The organism is Streptomyces sp. NPDC056231 (assembly GCF_048270745.1).
In the GTDB taxonomy this organism is placed as follows: domain Bacteria; phylum Actinomycetota; class Actinomycetes; order Streptomycetales; family Streptomycetaceae; genus Streptomyces.
This window is the reverse complement of record NZ_JBLVKW010000005.1, coordinates 145342-163407: the sequence shown is the minus strand read 5'-3', so window position 1 is coordinate 163407 and position 18066 is coordinate 145342. Positions and strand designations below refer to the sequence as shown.

General features: G+C 68.5%; 12 protein-coding genes and 1 pseudogene. 11 read left to right on the top strand and 2 right to left on the bottom strand.

The features are described from left to right. Positions 1–17: 17 nt before the first annotated feature. A complete protein-coding gene (locus tag ACNPQM_RS07200; RefSeq protein WP_418083330.1) occupies positions 18–485 on the bottom strand; it encodes an ATP-binding protein in 468 nt (155 codons plus the stop codon). Between the two features lie 111 nt (positions 486–596). On the opposite strand from ACNPQM_RS07200, the gene ACNPQM_RS07195 reads away from it, so the two are divergent. From ACNPQM_RS07195 to ACNPQM_RS07175, 5 genes are all read left to right on the top strand, one after another. Continuing rightward, positions 597–1448 (top strand): helix-turn-helix domain-containing protein, encoded by an 852-nt coding sequence (locus ACNPQM_RS07195; RefSeq protein WP_418083329.1) that lies wholly within the window; start codon positions 597–599, stop codon positions 1446–1448. Then, positions 1445–1657 (top strand): DUF397 domain-containing protein, encoded by a 213-nt coding sequence (locus tag ACNPQM_RS07190; protein ID WP_418083328.1) that lies wholly within the window; start codon positions 1445–1447, stop codon positions 1655–1657. Before ACNPQM_RS07195 ends, ACNPQM_RS07190 begins: the two co-directional genes overlap by 4 nt. 568 nt (positions 1658–2225) lie before the next feature. Next, complete coding sequence (locus ACNPQM_RS07185) at positions 2226–3056, top strand: transporter substrate-binding domain-containing protein (protein ID WP_418083327.1); 831 nt, start codon at positions 2226–2228, stop codon at positions 3054–3056. A gap of 50 nt (positions 3057–3106) precedes the next feature. Continuing rightward, on the top strand, positions 3107–3895 hold the full coding sequence (locus ACNPQM_RS07180; protein ID WP_418083372.1) for an amino acid ABC transporter permease: 789 nt from the start codon (positions 3107–3109) through the stop codon (positions 3893–3895). 7 nt (positions 3896–3902) lie between these two features. Next, positions 3903–4670 (top strand): amino acid ABC transporter ATP-binding protein, encoded by a 768-nt coding sequence (locus tag ACNPQM_RS07175; RefSeq protein ID WP_418083326.1) that lies wholly within the window; start codon positions 3903–3905, stop codon positions 4668–4670. 240 nt (positions 4671–4910) lie between these two features. On the opposite strand, the gene ACNPQM_RS07170 is transcribed toward ACNPQM_RS07175, so the two are convergent. Beyond that, entirely contained in the window at positions 4911–7592 is a 2682-nt protein-coding gene (locus tag ACNPQM_RS07170) for a TIM-barrel domain-containing protein (protein WP_418083325.1), read from the bottom strand. Between the two features lie 328 nt (positions 7593–7920). On the opposite strand from ACNPQM_RS07170, the gene ACNPQM_RS07165 reads away from it, so the two are divergent. From ACNPQM_RS07165 to fxsT, 6 genes and pseudogenes are all read left to right on the top strand, one after another. After that, positions 7921–9225 (top strand): cytochrome P450, encoded by a 1305-nt coding sequence (locus ACNPQM_RS07165; protein WP_418083324.1) that lies wholly within the window; start codon positions 7921–7923, stop codon positions 9223–9225. Beyond that, the gene (locus ACNPQM_RS07160; protein ID WP_418083323.1) at positions 9222–10475 is read left to right on the top strand and encodes a cytochrome P450 family protein; all 1254 of its coding nucleotides are present in this window, start codon (positions 9222–9224) and stop codon (positions 10473–10475) included. The genes ACNPQM_RS07165 and ACNPQM_RS07160 overlap by 4 nt, the downstream gene beginning before the upstream one ends. 326 nt (positions 10476–10801) lie before the next feature. Then, positions 10802–11029 (top strand): annotated as a pseudogene (locus tag ACNPQM_RS07155) (substrate-binding domain-containing protein); the annotation flags it as partial. Positions 11030–11181: 152 nt separating this feature from the next. Further along, a complete protein-coding gene (locus ACNPQM_RS07150) occupies positions 11182–12672 on the top strand; it encodes an effector-associated domain 2-containing protein (protein WP_418083322.1) in 1491 nt (496 codons plus the stop codon). After that, positions 12669–13730 (top strand): AAA family ATPase, encoded by a 1062-nt coding sequence (locus ACNPQM_RS07145; protein ID WP_418083321.1) that lies wholly within the window; start codon positions 12669–12671, stop codon positions 13728–13730. Before ACNPQM_RS07150 ends, ACNPQM_RS07145 begins: the two co-directional genes overlap by 4 nt. Beyond that, a complete protein-coding gene (fxsT, locus tag ACNPQM_RS07140) occupies positions 13730–18052 on the top strand; it encodes an FxSxx-COOH system tetratricopeptide repeat protein (protein ID WP_418083320.1) in 4323 nt (1440 codons plus the stop codon). Before ACNPQM_RS07145 ends, fxsT begins: the two co-directional genes overlap by 1 nt. Positions 18053–18066: the final 14 nt, after the last annotated feature.

Here is an 18066-nt window from a genome sequence, read left to right as displayed (position 1 = left end):
CGTGAGCGGATGAGCGCCTACGCCAGCCCTATGTCCAGTACGGCCCACACCGTCTTGCCCGGTCCGTCGACGGACGGATACCAGCCCCAGCGGTCGGTGAGTGCAGCCACCAGGAGGAGGCCGCGGCCTGCGTCCAGGTCGTCCGACGGTTCTGTGAGGGCGGGGATGCTCTCGCCGCGTGAGTCGGTGACCTCCACGCGCAGGGTCGCGCCCTCGACGGAGAGCCGGAGGCGGAAGTCGCGGCCGGGTACGCGCCCGTGGCGTACGGCGTTCGCGCTGAGCTCCGCCACGATCAGCGTCAGCACGTCGTGGGCGTCGCTTCCGTACGGGATGCCCCAGGCGTAGAGGCGTTCCGCAGCCAGGCGTCGGGCAAGGCGGGCGCCGCGTGGGGTGGAGCTGAACCGCATGGTGAAGTGGTGCCAGGGGAAGCGGGGTTGGGTGCGGCGGATGGGACGTACCGGCAGGGGTGACGGGTTGCTGTTCATGCCTCCACGTTGCGGCTTGGTGGCGTAGCGTGACCAGCGGTGACGCGCCGTCGCAAGGCGTTTGTACGCGGCGGCCGTGCGGCGTGTACGTACGTGGGACAGGCGGTGGCGATGACGCAGGACGAGGCGGTTGCGGCGGAGGCGGGGAGGCGGCCGGAGGACGAACCGGGCTCGGGCGTGGTGACCGCGTTCGGGCGGCAGCTGAAGCTCCTGCGGATGCGGGCGGGGCTGGAGCGGCCCGAGTTCGGGAAGCACGTGGGCTACGCGGGGCAGTCGGTCGCGTCCTTCGAGCAGGGGCGGCGTATCCCGCCGCCGACGTTCATTGACCGGGCGGATGACGTGCTGGATGCCGGGGGTGTGCTCAAGGCGTTGAAGGAAGAGGCCGCGCGGGCGCAGTATCCGGCGTTCTTCCGGGACATGGCGCGGTTGGAGGTGGAAGCGGTCGCGCTCCACGTATACGCAGCCCAGGCGGTCCCCGGCCTGTTGCAAACCGAGGGGTACGCACGCGCTGTGTTCGGCATGCGGCGCCCGTTACTTGACGAGGACACGGTCGAGCAGCGTGTGGCGGCCCGGCTGGCCCGGCAGGAAATTTTCTCCCGCAGGCCGATGCCGACCCTGAGCTTCGTGATTGAGGAGTCGGTGCTTCGACGCCCCATCGGCGGCTGGGCGGTGATTCAAGGGCAGATTGAGCAGATTCTGCTGCACGGGCATCGCCGCAATGTGGAGATCCAGATCATGCCCAACGACCGCACGGAGCACTGCGGTCTGGCCGGTCCGTTCACCTTGATCGAGAACCGCGACGGGCGGAGGATGGCCTACGTTGAGGTTCAGCGGGACAGTAACCTTCACACCGACAGGTCGGCGGTCAGGGAGATGGAGGAGCAGTACGGAATCCTTCGGGCCCAGGCGCTGACTCCGCGTGAATCGCTGACCTTCGTCGAGAAACTGCTGGAAGAGACATGACCAACAGGGAGACCATGCCGACTGTGCCGGAGCCGGTCTGGTTCAAGAGCAGCTACAGCAGTGGTGAGGGTGGTGAGTGCGTGGAGGTGGCCAACGCCATCGGAGCCGTACACATCCGGGACTCGAAGGTCGCCGCCGGACCGGTCCTGACTGTCTCCCCGCACGCCTGGGCCGGGTTCGTCGGATTGGCCGCCGACCGGTCGGCCTGAGCCGTACGCACCCCGTGGGACCTGCTGCGCGCCATCGGTGGCGGGTCCCACATGTGCGTACGGACCCCCGGCCATCAGGCCGCGACGTCCACGCCCTCCTCGCGACGAATTCTTCGCCACGAGGGGCGGGGGCGCTGCGGATCAGGGGCCCGCCAGGGCGTTCGCCAAAAGCCGCTCTGGCACTTCTCCGCGACGATCTGGATCCGTTACTCCTGTTGCCCGTTCCCACCGGAGCGGGTCGCTTTGTCGTCGGCGTGGGTGCACGCGAACGCCTTCGACAACACGCTCTCCGGGAGGCCGCCGCTTCCTGCTGGAGTGCCACAACGGGACCGTACGGCTGACCTTCCCTCACCGCAGGAAGCCCAGGGAGCTGAAGGCCCGCGCAGCAGCCTCGCGGGGTGAGCCCCCGGAGTGAAGCGGGACGAAGTCCCGAACCACCCGGGCAGGGTGGACTTTCGGCCGGTGCTCCGACATTCTGTGCGGGCCTTGATCGCGGTTCGGCGTCGATCCGCGAGTCCGACCTCATCTCCGTCCGCGAGTCCGTCCTTCGTGCACAAGGGGAACTCTCATGAGCTTGTCCCGCCTGCCCTCCCGCCGGATCGCCGCCATCTGCGTGGCCGTCGCGCTTGCTCTTCCGCTCAGTGCCTGTAGCAGCAGCGATGATGGTGCAACCGTCAAAGGTGCAAAGCTGATCAAGTCCGGCCAGATAACCACCTGTACGCACTTGCCCTACGCACCTTTCCAGTCCGAGAAGGATGGAAAGGTGGTCGGTTTCGATGTCTCGATGATCGATCTGGTCGCCGAGGATCTAGGTGTGAAGCAGGTCGTCGTGGACAAGTCGTTCGAGACGATCAAGACCGGCGCCGACCTCAATGCCAGTGTCTGTGACGTGGCAGCCGCGGGCATGACGATCACCGACGAACGCAAGCAGAATCTGGACTTCTCCGTCCCCTACTTCGACGCCACCCAGGCCCTGTTGGCCCGCAAGGGCGTCAAGGCGGCGACTGTCGAGGACGTCACCAAGCAGAAGCTCAAGCTCGGTTCCCAGTCCTCCACCACCGGCGAGGAATTCGCCCGTGCGCACGGCGCCGACCCGCAGTCCTTCGAAAGCTCCGATGCCGAGCTCAACGGACTGCGCACCGGCCAGGTCGATCTCATCGTGCAGGACTACCCGGTCGTGCAGAACTGGCTCAAGGATCCCGCCAACTCGGCCAAGTTCGAGATCGTGGGCAATCTCGACACCGGTGAGCAGTACGGCTTCGCGGTCCGCAAGGGTGGCAACCCCAAGCTTCTCGCGGCCATCGACCAGGCCATCAAGGACTCGAAGTCCGACGGCACGTACAAGAAGCTGTACGAGCAGTGGATCGGACCCATGCCGAAGGGCGTCGACGCCCAGTGACCTCCCTGATCACCGGCAAGGACCGGGAGGAGACGGCTGCGCGGCCCCGGATGTCGCCGCGACGCCGGCGCCGTGTCTCCCGCGGGGTGCAGTACGCCGTCTTCGTGGCCGCCGTGGTGGTCGTGGGTGCGCTGGCCGACTGGCAGCAGCTCCAGAAGCAGTTTCTGGACCTGTCGGTCGCCCAGCGGCTCTTCCCCGAACTCATCACGGTCGCGCTGCTGAACACCGTGGTGTACACGCTGACCGGCTTCGGCGTCGGACTCGTCCTGGGCGTCGTGGTGGCCCTGATGCGGCTGTCGTCCGTTGCGCCGTACCGCTGGCTCGCGATGGCGTACATCGAGTTCTTCCGCGGCCTGCCCGCCCTGCTGATCTTCATCTTCGTCGGGGTGGGTGTTCCGCTCGCCTTCCCGGGGATCGTCTTCCCCGGCCAGACGTACGGGCAGGTCGCCTGCGCCCTCGGCCTGGTCTCCGCCGCGTACATGGCCGAGACCATCCGGGCGGGCATCCAGGCCGTACCGCGCGGCCAGCTGGAGGCGGCGCGCACGCTGGGCATGTCGCACGCCACTGCGATGCGGTCGATCGTGATCCCTCAGGCCTTCCGGATCATCGTGCCGCCGCTCACCAACGAACTGGTCCTGCTCTTCAAGGACTCCTCACTGGTGCTGTTCCTGGGCGTCACCCTTCAGCAGCGTGAACTCACCAAGTTCGGGCGCGACCTGGCCAGTACGACGGCCAACACCACCCCCATTTTCGTCGCGGGCCTGTGCTACCTCCTGGTCACCGTCCCGCTCGGCTATCTCGTACGGCGCCTCGAGGCCCGTCATGCACAGGCGAGGTGATCACGGGATGGCGGACATGACTGCGGCGATCGAGATCCAGGGGCTGCACAAGTCGTTCGGCGACGTCGAAGTGCTGCGCGGTATCGACTTCACGGTCGCCTCCGGCGAGGTCGTATGCGTCGTCGGCCCCTCGGGGTCGGGGAAGTCGACCCTGCTTCGCTGTGTGAATCTGCTGGAGGAGCCGACCAGCGGTACGGTCACCGTCGGCGGTGTCGACATGACCGATCCCGACATCGATCTGGACGCGATGCGCCGGCGGATCGGGATGGTCTTCCAGCAGTTCAACCTCTTTCCTCATCTGAACGTCCTGGACAACCTGACGATTGCTCAGCGCCGGGTTCTCGGGCGGGGCAGGGAGGAAGCCGGCCGCGTCGCCCGGGAGAACCTCGCCAAAGTCGGCCTGGCCGACCGCGAGGACAGCTTCCCCGCGCAGCTCTCCGGCGGCCAGCAGCAGCGTGTGGCCATCGCGCGGGCCCTGTCGATGGGGCCAGGGCTGATGCTCTTCGACGAGCCGACCAGCGCGCTCGACCCCGAACTGGTGGGCGACGTACTGGGGGTCATGCGCACCCTGGCAGACGAAGGCATGACGATGATGGTCGTCACCCATGAGATGGGCTTCGCCCGCGACGTCGCCGACCGTGTGGTCTTCATGGACGGCGGCCGAGTGGTGGAGGAGGGCGCCCCGGAGGATGTACTGGCCCGGCCGGAGCACCCTCGGACCAAGGCCTTTCTCGCCCGGGTCCTGCATCCGGACGCCGTGCAGGCCGAGGCCTGACATATCGGTACGGGTCCGCCGCTGGGGCCGCGGCTCACCGTCTCGTCACGGACAGGGGGTGAGCCGCGGAAGGCGGGACTGCAGCCGCGCCGGACAACGGCGAGCGGCATTGATGGCGGATTGCCTCGCTCCGGACAGCGAGCCTGCCCGTACGCGGGTCCCGGCTCCAGGACACGTCAGGATCCCTGCCGGACATGCGTCAGGGGCCGTCCGGAGACGGCCCCTGGCACTGTCTTGTGATTACTGCTCGCTGCTTACCAGTTCGACCGTGAAGCCGTGGCCCGTGGAGACGGACGGCGTCTTGATCTCCGTGATCCCGGTCGCGGGGTCCGTGTACCAGCCGGACTCGGCCGTGGCGAACGCCGTCGCGGAGTTCAGGTGCTGGAGGCGGCCGTCGTCCATGACCACCTGCGACGGTGCGTCCTTGCCGTGCACGGTGAACCGGTACGCCCGGGTGGCCGGCTTCCCCTGGTAACTTCCCACGCTCGCACCGACCTTGATGAGGGTGCTCGCCTCTCCGTCGGTGGGCGCCTGCACGCGTACGCGTTGCGTCGCCGAGGCGCCCTCGGCGAACTTGCGGGTCACGCCGTCGTCCTCGTACAGCGTGTACGTGCTGGTGCCCTGCGGGTACAGGTCGTAGTCCAGCTCGCTCCGGTCCCGGGTCTGCCAGGACGTCGTGCCCTTCGGCCACATCGGCACGATGGAGCCGCCCTTGACGAACAGGGGCAGAGTGTCGATCGGGGCGTGGTAGCCGTTGACCGTGGTCGGGCCCTGGTAGGTCCGGCCCGTCCAGTAGTCGGTCCAGGTGCCCTTGGGCAGGTAGATGCCGTTACGGGTGTCGGAGTCCTCGTAGACCGGGGCCACCAGGAAGTCGGAGCCCGCCAGGTACTCGTACTTGGCATTCGCGCCCAGGGTGTCGGGGTCGTCCGGGTACTCCAGCCACAGCGGGCGTACCGCGCCCACGCCGGTCTTCGCGGCCTCGGCGGACAGGGTGTAGAGATAGGGCAGCAGCCGCTCCCGCAACTGGAGGTACTTGCGGTTGATGGAGGTGTACGGTTCGCCGTCCACCCACGGCTGCTGGTTGATCTTCTTCTTGGTGGTGAGGTCCGTCGCCCAGCCGTCCATGGTCATCAGGGCCGGGAGGAACGACTTGGCCTGCAGGTCGCGGGCGTACATCTTGGCGTCGTGGCGGTAGATGCTGCCGACGTCACCGGTGTTGTAGGCGATGCCGGACATGGTGGCCCCGGCGTACGTCGGAATCTGCCAGCGGACGAAGTCCCAGGACAGGGACTGGTCGCCGCTCCACAGCACGCCGCAGCGCTGCGCACCCGCCCAGGAGACGGGCAGCCAGACGAAGCCGCGGGCGTCGCTGTTCTCCTCGATGCCGGACTTGGCCTTGTCGCAGGCGTCGAGCGCCATGCCGTACCCCTGGCCGACCCAGGCGACGTCCAGCTTCGCGACCCGCTGGCCCGCCTTCACCTGGTCGGCGAGCTTGTCCAGGCCGTTCTGGGTCCACAGGCCCAGCTGGGCGTTGTGGTCCTGGAGGCCCTTGGCGGTCTCCGGGAGGTTCTCGTAACCGCAGCCGTAGCCGTCGTTGACGAGCATCCAGCCCAGCGGCATCTGGTTCTGCGTGTAGCCGTCGGCGACCTTCAGCGCGTCCAGGGTGTGGCGCTCGCCCTGGTTGGCATTGTGCAGGTAGCAGTCGGCGTCACCGGGTTCGAGGCCGTACACCGGCGGCATGAACGGCTTGCCGACCAGGGCGGTGTACTTGCCGATCACCTCCTTCGCGTCCCCGATGAAGTAGTACGCGTCGAGGCGCCGTTCCTGCTGACCGGTCTGGACCGGGGAGCCGAAGTGGTAGACGCCGGGCGCGAAGGTGTTGCGGTAGACGCCGTATCCGGCACTGGAGAGGTAGAAGGGCTGGGAATTGTTGTATCCGCCCTCGTTCCAGTTGGTGTTGTTGGCGACGTACACCGTCTTGTCGCGGTGCGAGAAGCTGCCGTTCTGCTCGCCGCCACCGAAGAACTGCTCGTCCGCACCGCGCTCCAGACTCTGCCGCATGCCTCCGGTGGACCAGCGCAGGGGCTTGTCCTCCTGCCAGATCCGGGTCCGGTTGTCGGCCTTGTAGAGGCCGAAGCGCAGCGGCTTCTTGTAGACGCGGAGTACGGCGTCAGGAGAGCGGATCCCGTAGTACTCGCCCTTGTCGAAGGTGCTGGTGTGCTTCTGCAGGGCGGGTTGCCTGCGGATGATCGCCGTGCCGGCCGGGTCGGTGAACGCTCCTGACGGCGTGGCCTGGAGGCGCAGTTGACCACCGGTCAGGAACTCTGCCTTCGCCTTGAGCTCTCCCGCCTCGATGGAGTAGCTGCCATTGCTCCCGCCGAAGGAGGTCAGGTTTCCCGAGTCGGTCGTCTCCGGCAGGTACGCCTTGCCGGTGAAGGAGTTGTCGGTGACGTCGTACGGCACGACGATCACGTGGTACGTCCCGTTGGCCCGGGGGATCACCGTGGCCTCGGGGTCGGCCGTGCCCGCGCTGGAGGCGACCTGCTTGCCGGCGGAGTCGTAGATGTACATGTCGAAGTCTTCGGCGGGCTTCTGCCACTCGATGGAGATCGGCACCCCGCCCTCCGGGTTGTCGTTCCAGTAGCCCTCGGGTGTCGACACGGTGAGGTCGAAGCGGTCGCAGACCTTGTTGTCCGGGTCCTCGGCGGCGGACGGGCATTCCTTGGGGCCGCCGACCGTCCCCTTGGGGTAGACGGGGCTCTGCCAGGTCACGCTCTTGTGGGCCTCGTCGAGCACGGCGCTCGCGGGGGTCGCCGCGTGGGCGGACTCGGCCGGGGCGCCGAGCAGGGCGGCGGCCAGGGCGGCGACGAGCCCCGTCGTGGCCACGGCGGTCCAGCGGGACCGGTGTTGAAGTCTTCGCACGGGATGCATCCCTTTCGAACCAAGCACAGGATGTTTGCAAATGCATGAACATGTATGAGATCGCGCAACTTGCCGCACGAGGATTCACCCTCATGCAGGTGCATGTCAACGGTCCAGCGGCGGGATTGTCAGCGGTACGGAAAGGGCGGTGCGCTGGGGGAGTTCACCCCGCTTGTGGTCAAACATGGCTCGGTGTCCGCTTCTTGTGACCGCCAAAGTGTCGAGATCGGTCGCGATTGACGCCTGAACCTTCACTCGGCATCCCTATAGTGGTGTCGCGTTGATCTTGGGTCCGCAACGCGAAGCCGCCGCCACAGGAGTCAGTTCGATGACGCGCCTCTCTTCCGCCGTGCCCGCGCCCGACCCCGAAACGCCCACCGGCGGCGGCTGTCCGGTGCGCCACAGCTCGGCCGCGGTGCCGCTCAGCGGTCCCGAATTCCATACCGAGCCCCAGGCCCTCTACCGCGCCATGCGACGTGATCACGGTCCCGTCGTCCCCGTCGAGCTGCCCGGCGGGTTCCCCGCCTGGCTGGTCATCGGATACCGGGAACTCCATCAGGTCACCAGTGACGGCGAGTTGTTCCCCCGGGACGTCGGGCTGTGGAACCAGTGGGAGAGCATTCCCGAGGACTGGCCACTGCTGCCGATGGTCGGTCGCCCCATGCCGTCGATCTACTTCACCGCGGGCGCCGAGCACCGTCGCCACGCCGACATGGTGGGGCCGGCCCTGGAGTGCACCGATCCATTCGAGATCCGGCGCCACTGCGAGGAGTTGGCCGACCGTCTCGTCGACGACGTCTGCACCCGAGGTACGGCCGATCTGGTGGCCGAGTTCGCCGAGCCGCTGCCCGTCCTGGTCCTCGCCAGGCTCGTCGGCTTCCCGGACGCGGAGGGAACGGACATCGCACAGGTGCTGAAGGACCTCGCCGACGGCGGTCCCGAGGCGCAGAGTGCGCATGCGCGGTTCGGGGAGCACATGCAGCGGCTGGTCGCGGCCAAGCGCGCCGTGCCCGGAGACGATGTGACCTCCAGGATGCTGGCGTACCACGAGCCGTTCACCGACGAGGAATACGTCCTCGACCTGATGGCCATCACGGCCGCCGGACATCTGACCACCGCGGACTGGATCAGTAACTCCCTGCGGCTGATGCTCACCGACGACCTGTTCGCCGACTCCCTGGCCGGGGGCCGGCACAGTGTGGCCGAGGCGATGAACGAGGTTCTCTGGGAGGAGAGCCCCACCCAGATCCTCGCCGGTCGCTGGGCCGCCCGCGACACCCGGCTCGCCGGCCGGGACATCCGCGCCGGGGACATGCTCCTCCTCGGCCTCGGGGCGGCCAACTCCGACCCGCACGTACGGCAGCGCATCGCCACCGAGGGAATGTCCGGACAGGGCGGCAACAGTGCCCACCTGGCCTTCAGCCACGGCGAGTACCGCTGCCCGTTCCCCGCACAGGAGATCGCCGAGACCATCGCCCGTACCGGTATCGAGGTGCTCCTCGACCGGTTGCCCGACCTCGCCCTCGCAGTGCCCGCAGAGACGCTCGTCCGGCGGCAGTCCGCCTTCCTGCGTGGGATGACCTCGCTGCCCGTCCGGTTCACGCCCGTACCCATGACAGGAGACTTCTCTTGAACTGTCCTCACGCCGCCGCTCACCAGGCCACTTCGGGGGGCGGGGCCGTGGTCGTCGACCCCATGGTCCAGGACCTGGACGGGGAGACGGCACGCCTGCGCGATTCAGGGCCGCTCGCCAGGATCGAGCTGCTCGGGGTTCCTGCCTGGACCGTCACCCGGCATGCCGAGGCGCGTCAACTGCTCGTCGACCCGCGCCTGGTGAAGGACCTCGACGCCTGGGGGCTCTGGCAGAGCGGTGCGGTGACGCACGCCTGGCCGCTGATCGGCATGATCGATGCCGGGCGGTCCATGTTCACCGTGGACGGCGAGGAACACCGGCGGCTGCGCACCAAGATCTCCCAGGCGATCACCCCACGCCGGCTGGAGGCCATCCGCCCGGACATCGAGAAGTTCACCGAGGAGCTGCTGGACGCGCTGGCCGAGCAGGGCAAGGGCGGTGTCGTCGACCTCAAGTCCGTGTTCGCCCAGCCGCTGCCCATGCGGGTGGTCGGCATGCTGATGGGTGTGGACGAAGCCGAGCACCCCATGCTGATGAAGAGGTACAAGGCCTTCTTCTCCATGCTCACCCCGCAGGAGGAGCGGCTGGCCCTGCTCGCCGAGCTGGACGTCTTCTACGCGGCGCTCGTCCGCAAGAAGACCGCGCAGCCGACGGACGACCTCACCAGCGCGCTCATCCTGGCCGACGAGGGCGGAGAGCCGCTCACCGAAGAGGAAGTGGTCGGCAACCTCAAGGCCATGGTGGCGGCGGGCCACGAGACCACCATCGGGCTGATCCTCAATGCGGTACGGGCCCTGCTCGCCAACCCCGACCAGCTGCGCATGGTGCTCGACGGCGAGATCCCGTGGGAGACGGTGATCGAGGAGACGCTGCGCTGGGACACTCCCACCACCCATCTGCTGATGCGGTTCGCGACGGAGGACATCCAGGTCGGCGACCAGGTGATCGCCAAGGGCGAGGGCGTCGTCATCTCCTACCGGGCCATCGGCCGCGACGTCGAACAGCACGGGGCGGACGCCGACGCCTTCGACATCACCCGGCCCACGCCGATCCGCCACATGACCTTCGGTCACGGCCCGCACATTTGCCCCGGCGCGGCGCTCTCCCGGGTCGAGGCGGGGATCGCCCTGCCCGCGCTGTTCGGCCGCTTTCCCGGGCTGAGGCTCGCCGTGCCGGACGAGGAGCTCCGCAAGCTGCCGGTGATGACGCAGAACGACATGGAGTCCTTCCCCGTGCTGCTGAACGGCTGAACGGGAAGAACACAGGCTGCCCGCCGTTGCCGCGCATCTCGGGGCGACGGGGGCAGCCCACACGGAACAGGGATGATCGCGGCACCTTCGGCCGGGTCGGCGCGGCGATCAGCAAGTCGGTGATCGCACTGAAGAAGCGGTGGGACGGCAGCTCCGCCGGATGCCGCACGGCCCCGAGCACGGCGGCCGATCAACGGGTGTTCATGCGGTGCGCCGACCTGTGTGCTCGCGGGCATGGTCGGCCTATCGTGGGAGTCAGCCGCCCCGACCCGGCGGCCGTTCGGTGGCATCACCAGTGTCGAAGCGCTTCGACACGGCCCCTGGGCGGGCGGGCCGCGCCCGAGGATGTGCCCGTCGTGGCCATCTGCCCCGAGCAGGTCGCTTCCCAGGCTTCGGTGCGCCTCACTTCGGTCGCCATCCCGGCGGCGCAGGAGATGGGCCGCCGTGTGGTGGAGCACGTCGTGGCCAAACTCGACGGCTGCGGCACGGACGAAGTGGAGTTTCTCATGCCGGAGTTGACGCTGCGAGCAAGTTCGGGACCGGTTTCCGGATGACGGCCGCGCGCTACGTCTGCGGCCGGGGGGGTGAGGAGGGTGATGTTGGGTCAACGGGCCTGGGAATGAACCTGGTTGCTGAAGATATGACGTGATAGCTTCGCGATCAGTTGTGGTGGCGGAAGTACCGGCTCAGCGGGGGATGGTCGGTGGTGGCACACGCGCCGAAAGGACCGCGCGAGACCGATCCGTATCTGGTCGGGGCGCTGGTCGACGAATTATGCGCGCTCGACTGTGTGCGCGATCCGGATCAGTGCATCCACTTCGTGGCGCTGGTCGCCATGCAGCTCCGGATGGAGATCAACTACCTGCGCAAGAACCCGCGCGTCGACATGCTGTCCCTGGTCATGGATGTCCTGCTGCGCGAAGGCGGACTCGACGCGCTGGTCTTCGGTGTGAGTGTCGCCTCCGGGCCCGAGGACTCGGCGCGGCTGGCCAGGCTCGCCGGAACCGCCTGGCCCGACGAGACGGTCGCCGAGCTGCCCCCGGTGTTCGCTGACACCGCTGTTCAGGAGATCGGAGGGTTGCTCGCCGAGGTCCGGGACTTCGACGACGGCCGCGTGCACGCGATCCTCGGTCATGAGCTCGGCGTCGAGATTCCCTACGGGCTGAGCCCCCTCCGGCGCTTCGACTATCTGCGGGACGTCAACGCCCAGGCCGACGGACTGCCCCCGGCTGTGGTTCTGGTGGAGGTGATCGCCATCGACCAGGGGGCGATTCTCGGCGAGAGGCTCAGGGACTGGTCGGACCGATGGGCCGCGGAGGCCGGTGCCGATGCGGTGGGCGCGCTTCAGGAACGCCGGCGCGCGATCGCGGCTCTGCCGAGGACCGACCCGGAAGTGCCACGCTCTCTCGTCGTGATGGTGGAGCCCGCCGATGACGGTTCGGCCGATATTTACGTACGTCATTGGGTCAATGCGGCACCGGGCTACTGGGAGCCGGTGGCGGGTGCTGTGGAGCGCGCGACTCTCGACACCCTGGCGGTGGCGGTCGAACGTGCCATCCACCGTGGTGAGGCCCGATGGGCCGATGTGCCGGACACGGAAAACGAACCTCCCGTACAGGTCGAGTTCGTACTACCGTTCCAGTTGCTCAATCACGACATGGCTCGGCTCGAGCTGGATACGCGCTCTCATGACGCGCTGCCGATAGGCCTTCGCTACCATATTCACCTGCGGAGTCTCGAGCGTATGCGAACCCGTGACCCCGGGCAGCTGAGGCGGTGGCGGGCCCGGTGGAAGCGGCTCAAAAGGGCCGGTGCCGCCGAGACGTTCCGCTGGCGCAGCTCGGAGGCCGGGCAACTCGACCGTTGGCGTGCCACGCTGGCATCGGAGCCACGGCTGACCGCGGTCATACTCGACGTGCCCGCCCTGCCCGGCCATGGTCTGGAGGCGCTCGCCGCCGCCATCGCCGAGGGGGTGGGCCTCGCCGCGTGGGACCGCAGGCCGGAAAGTCCCGCGCAGTCGGGTGAGGTGCTGACACTGTTGCTCGGCCATAATCCGGCCCAACTGGTTTCCAAAGTAGGTCAGTTACGTAAAAGTGCTGAGGAACTGGATGGTGGCAGTCTGCTATTGGGAAGACACATTGCGTTCTTCTGGGACGATCCCAACCGCCTGGTCGACTGTGAGGAGTTGACAGCATGACCGAGCAGGACGCGACCGCCCTGCCTGTGATGCCGCCTTCCTGGAGGGTGTTCCACGCAACGGGACAGGCTCCTGCCGGAGAGCCGCCGCGGCTTCCGTCCCCGCCGCCCTGGAGAGTTTTCTCGGGGAGCCCCCTGCAGCCGGCGCCGCCCGACGACGCGCAGGCCGCCCTGCGCCGCCTCGGGGTCGTACAGGACGGTCCGCAGCTGCGCGAGGAGGAGATCGACGCCGTCAACGCGGCGCTCCTGCTGCGCCGTCCGTTGCTGATCACTGGACCGCCCGGGGTGGGCAAGTCGACCCTCGCGTATCTGATTGCCCGTGAGCTGGGGCTCGGGCGGGTGCTGCCGTGGAGCATTGTCAGCCGGACGACGCTGCGCGGCGGGCTCTACGAGTACGACGCCATCGGGCGGGCGCAGGCCATCGCGGCCTGGCGGGCAGGCGGCGAGACACGGGCCGATGTGCCGGAGGGCGACCGCGGCAGCGCGCCCGACCTTGGGGACTTCCTGACCGTCGGCCCTCTGGGCACGGCCCTGCTCGCATACGAGCGACCGCGCGTCCTGCTGGTCGACGAACTGGACAAGAGCGACATCGACCTGCCCAACGACCTGCTGCACGTTCTCGAGAACGGCAGCTTCGACATTCCGGAACTGGTGCGCACTAACGCGGCGGAAGTGTCAGTCTTCACCGACGATCCCGAACGCCGGGCCGTCGTCCGAGGAGGCCGCGTCGAGTGTGTGGAATTCCCCGTCGTCGTGATCACCAGCAACGGCGAACGTGAATTCCCGGCCGCTTTCCGGCGCCGCTGCCTGCCTCTGGAGATGCGCCCGCCCAGCCGGGAGCAGCTGATTGCCATTGTGGTCAGCCATCTGCGTCAACGACCGGAGGGAGTCGAAGTGCTGGTGGACGAGTTCGAGAGGCGGCTGCACGGCGGGGGCACGCAGTCGGTGGATCAGCTCCTGAACGCTGTGCAACTCACCACGGCCAACGGATTCCAGGCCGATGCGGACGGGCGTAAGCTCATTGAGATGCTGCTCCGCGACCTCTCGAAAGGCCGTTGATGAACGGCTCGCCACGGGAGCGTGCTCCGGACGTGCCGGCCTCGTCGAGCCACACCGCCACCCATGACGCGGACGGCGGCCCGAGCTGGCAGGACATCGCCGACGCCGCCTGGCTGGCTGCGGCATGGCACGTGTCCGGACTGACCTCGGGCCAGGAGCCGGACACCCCTGAACAGTTATCCGGTGAGCCGGAGCCGGGCGTACCCTCCGATGTCGCCGCCCCTCCTTCGGGTGAAGTTTCGCCGGACGTGGTGGCCGCCGGGAGCATGATCGGCATCGACCCGCGAGAGCTGGCGCTGAAAGCCGTCGAAGAGACCCGGAGCGGCCAGCCGAAGGCGGTGCTTCAGGCGGCGCCTCGACCGGTGCAACGCGTGGTGCCGCTGCCACTGGCGAAGGCGCTGCGGGGGCTCGGCCGACGTGTGCCTTCGCGCTACCTGAACCGTCTCGACGAGCCGCGCACCGCTGAGTGTGGTCTGAGCGACGGGCTGTGGATTCCCTACCTCGAGCCCGTACAGGAGCGCGCCTTCGACCTGATGCTGCTCGTCGACAATGCGCCCAGCATGCCCGTGTGGCGCAGCACCGTCCGCCGACTGGCCGATGAGGCGGTGCGCAGCGGCGCGTTCCGCGACGTCCGTACGGTCGAGGTGGCGCTCCCCGGGCGCGGCATGCCGGTCCTGCGCTGGCCGGGCAACCGGCACGCCGACCCGGCGGAGCTGCTCGACGGACGCGGGTCACGGCTGTTTCTCGTCGTCACCGACGGGCTGGCGGCGGGCTGGGCCGGGCGGGAAGCCGACGAACTGCTGGGGCGGCTCTCGGCCGGCGGTCCTACGGCCCTCGTCCATCTGCTTCCCCCGTATCTGCGCCACAGATCCTCGCTCTACCCCTTCCGCGCCCAGCTGGACGCGGCCGGATTCGGGGCGCTCAACCGGCATTTCCTCTGTCGTCCTCTCCACGGCGTGCCCGACCAGGGGCACCTGCTGCCCGACCAGGACGACGGCTCCGTACCGGTTCCGGTGCTCAGCCTTCGCCCCGGCTCGTTCCGGGCCTGGGCCGATCTCCTCACCGGTGAACGCGGTGTCCGGCGTACGCTCCCGGTGGTCCTGGCCGGAGCGATGGCCAAGGGCGTGCCGGCGCCGGGTCTGCGGGCACCGGTGATCGACGGGCCGCGCGCGGCGGCAGCCGCCGTACGCAAGTTCGTCTCGCTGGCCAGTCCGCTCGCGCGGCAGCTGGCCGTGCTGCTGGCCGTCGCCCCGCTGCGATTCGATGTCATCGAGGAGCTGCGCGACCGGGCCTTTCCCGAGTCCGGGCCCGACCATCTGGCCGAGATCCTCATGGGCGGCCTCATCGACTGGGAGCGCGACGGCGACGGCTGCCCCGACTTCGCCGAAGGCGTCCGGGAGGCGCTGCTGGCGACCAGCAACCGCACCCAGCTGGCCCGGGCCGTCGGCCTTGTCGCGGAGTCGCGAGCCGGCCAGGCGCAGGGCATCAGGCTCCGGGCGGCGCTGCGGGACCCGGCGCAAGCGGCTCTCCCGGACACCACGGGCGGCCACACGTGGCTCCGCATCGAGCTGGCCGTACTGCGCGCCCTGGGAGGGCTGCCGTACCGACACCGGGCGGCACGCCTGACCGACCGGCTGCGCGGTGCGGGGCAGACAACGGAGGCGACCAGAGATGATAAAGAGGCATTTGATGTGAATGCCCACGCACCCCGGTCGCATCCGGCCGTTACACCAGGAGGATCCGTGTCGCCCACGACACCCGTAACAGATGACCAGGATGCCCGGAGGGATGACCCGAGAGTGGAAGTCACGACACCGGATGTGCGGTTCGTCCGGACCGGCCAGCCGAAGATCATGGGGAATGTACCGCCGAAGAACCCCAACTTCACTGGGCGCGAGAGCCTTCTGGCAGCTGTCGAACGGCAGTTGCAGGAGGACGAGACGACAGCAGTTCTCCCGCACGCGCTGCACGGCATGGGCGGCGTCGGCAAGTCCCAGATTGCCGTCGAGTACGTGTACCGCCACAGCGGCGAGTTCAACGTCATCTGGTGGATTCCGGCGGAACAGGAGAACCTGATTCTCGGCGCCCTTGCCGACCTTGCCCGCAGCCTGGGCCTGGAGGTGGGCCCCCAGGCCAACGCCGCGGTCCCGGCCGTGCGCGAGGCGCTCCGTACCGGCAAACCGTTCGACAACTGGCTGCTGGTCTTCGACAACGCCGAGGACATCGAGGCCGTGCGGGCCTACTTCCCCAACGGCGGCCCTGGAAAGATCATCGTCACCTCGCGCAACCGCGAGTGGGAACGGGTGGCGACTCCGCTCAGCGTCGACGTCTTCGACCGGGAGGAGAGCATCACCCTCCTGCAGCGCCGCGCCCGGGGCCTGAACAGCACGGACGCGGGCCGGCTCGCCGCCGCCCTGGGCGACCTGCCGCTCGCTGTCGAACAGGCGGGCGCATGGCACGCCGCCACCGGCATGCCCGTGGACGAGTACCTCGAACTGCTGGAACAGCGCCGGCCCGAGATCCTCGAACTCGACCCGTCCCCCGACTACCCGCTGCCGGTCGCTGCAGTCTGGGACATCTCGCTCGGACGCCTGTCGCAGGACAACCCGGCGGCCCGTCAACTCCTTGAGATCTGCGCGTGCATGGCGCCGGAGCCCATTCCTCTGAACATGCTCAGGGGCGGCCGGAACGTCGAGATCACACCGGAGCTCGACCCGGTCCTGCGCGACCCGCTACTGCTCGCCCGCGCCACCCGCGACCTCAGCAAGCTGTCCCTGGTGAGGCTGGACCACAAGACCGGCACGCTGCAAATGCATCGGCTGATGCAGAACGTCATCGTGGCCAGGCTGGATCCCGAGGAGCGGGCCAAGATGACACGAGCGGCCCACCTGCTGCTCACCACGGCCAAGCCCGGTGCCCCCGCGTCCCCCGACCAGTGGCCCGCCTACCAGGCGATCCTGCCGCATGTAATCGCCTCCGGAGCGGTGGAGAGCTCCGATCCATGGGTCCGCGACCTCTTCTACGACATGGTGTTCTTCCTCTACTACTGGGGCGCGCACGAGTCGGGCGCGGCGCAGGCCCGGCAGGCGTGGACCGCCTGGCGCGCCCAGTCCGGCGACGAGGACCTGCATGTCATCAGGGTCACCAAGCTGCTCGGTTTCTATCTCCGGCTTCTCGGTCGTCCGGAGGAGGCGGTCGCCCACAACGAACGCGCCCTGGCGATCTCGCGCGGCGCGCAGATCCCGGACGAGGAACTGATCGACTCCATGTGGCAGATGGCTGGGGCCCTGCGTCACCGGGGCGAGATCCAGGCGGCGTGCGATCTCGACGAAGAGGCCTTCACCAGGGCCAGTGATCTGTTCGGGCCCGAGGATCCGACGACCCTGAGCGCCGCGCACGACTACGGCGTCTCACTACGGGCGAGCGGCCGCTTCGAGACCGCGAGGGAGCTCGACGAAGAGACGGTGCGCCAGCGCGAGCTTCTCTACGGGCCGGCCAGCGGCCTCACTCTAAACACGCTGAACGGCCTGGCCATCGACATTCGTGAGGCGGGCGACTACCTCGGCGCGCGCACCCTCCAGGAGTCCAACTACCAGGCGTTCGTCACCCACTTCGGGGAGACCAACGCTGCCACCATTCGCGCGGCCCTGAACCTCGCCGTGTGCCGGCGCAGGGCCGGTGTGGTCGAGGGAGGAGCGGCCCTCGCGGAGCAGACGTTCGACCGGTTCACCACCCGGTACGGCCTGAACAACATGGATGCCCTTGCCGCCGCGGTCCACACCATGGTCGAGCGCAGGATGAACGGCGATCTCGCGGGGTCCCGGGAGCTGGGGGAGCGGACACTGGCCGCCTATCGGGCGGTATCCGGCGACCGTCATCCGAACACGCAGTCCGCCAAGGTGAACCTGGCGGCCACGCTGCGGGCGCTCGGGGAGATCGACGAGGCCGAAACCCTGGACATCCAGGCGTGGCAGCTTCTGAAGAGTGGGCTGGGCGAGCACCACATCGACACCCTCACCGCTGCCATGAGCGGGGCCAACAATCACTACGCACGGCTGGACTTCGCCCGCGCACAGGAAGCCGATGCCGCCATTCTTCCCCAGCTCACCGAGACCGCGGGCCCCGATCACCCGCTGACACTCGTCTGCACGGCCAACCTCGCCCTCGATCACCGGGGCCTGGGCCGGTCGGCGGAGGCCGACCGGCTCAACGCGGCAGCGATCGAAGGCCTGTCACGGGTGCTGGGGGACAACCATCCCTGGCAGGCAGCTGCGCGCCTTCACCAGCGCATCGAATGCGATATCGCACCGCTGCCGATCTGACCGGTGCGCGGCGC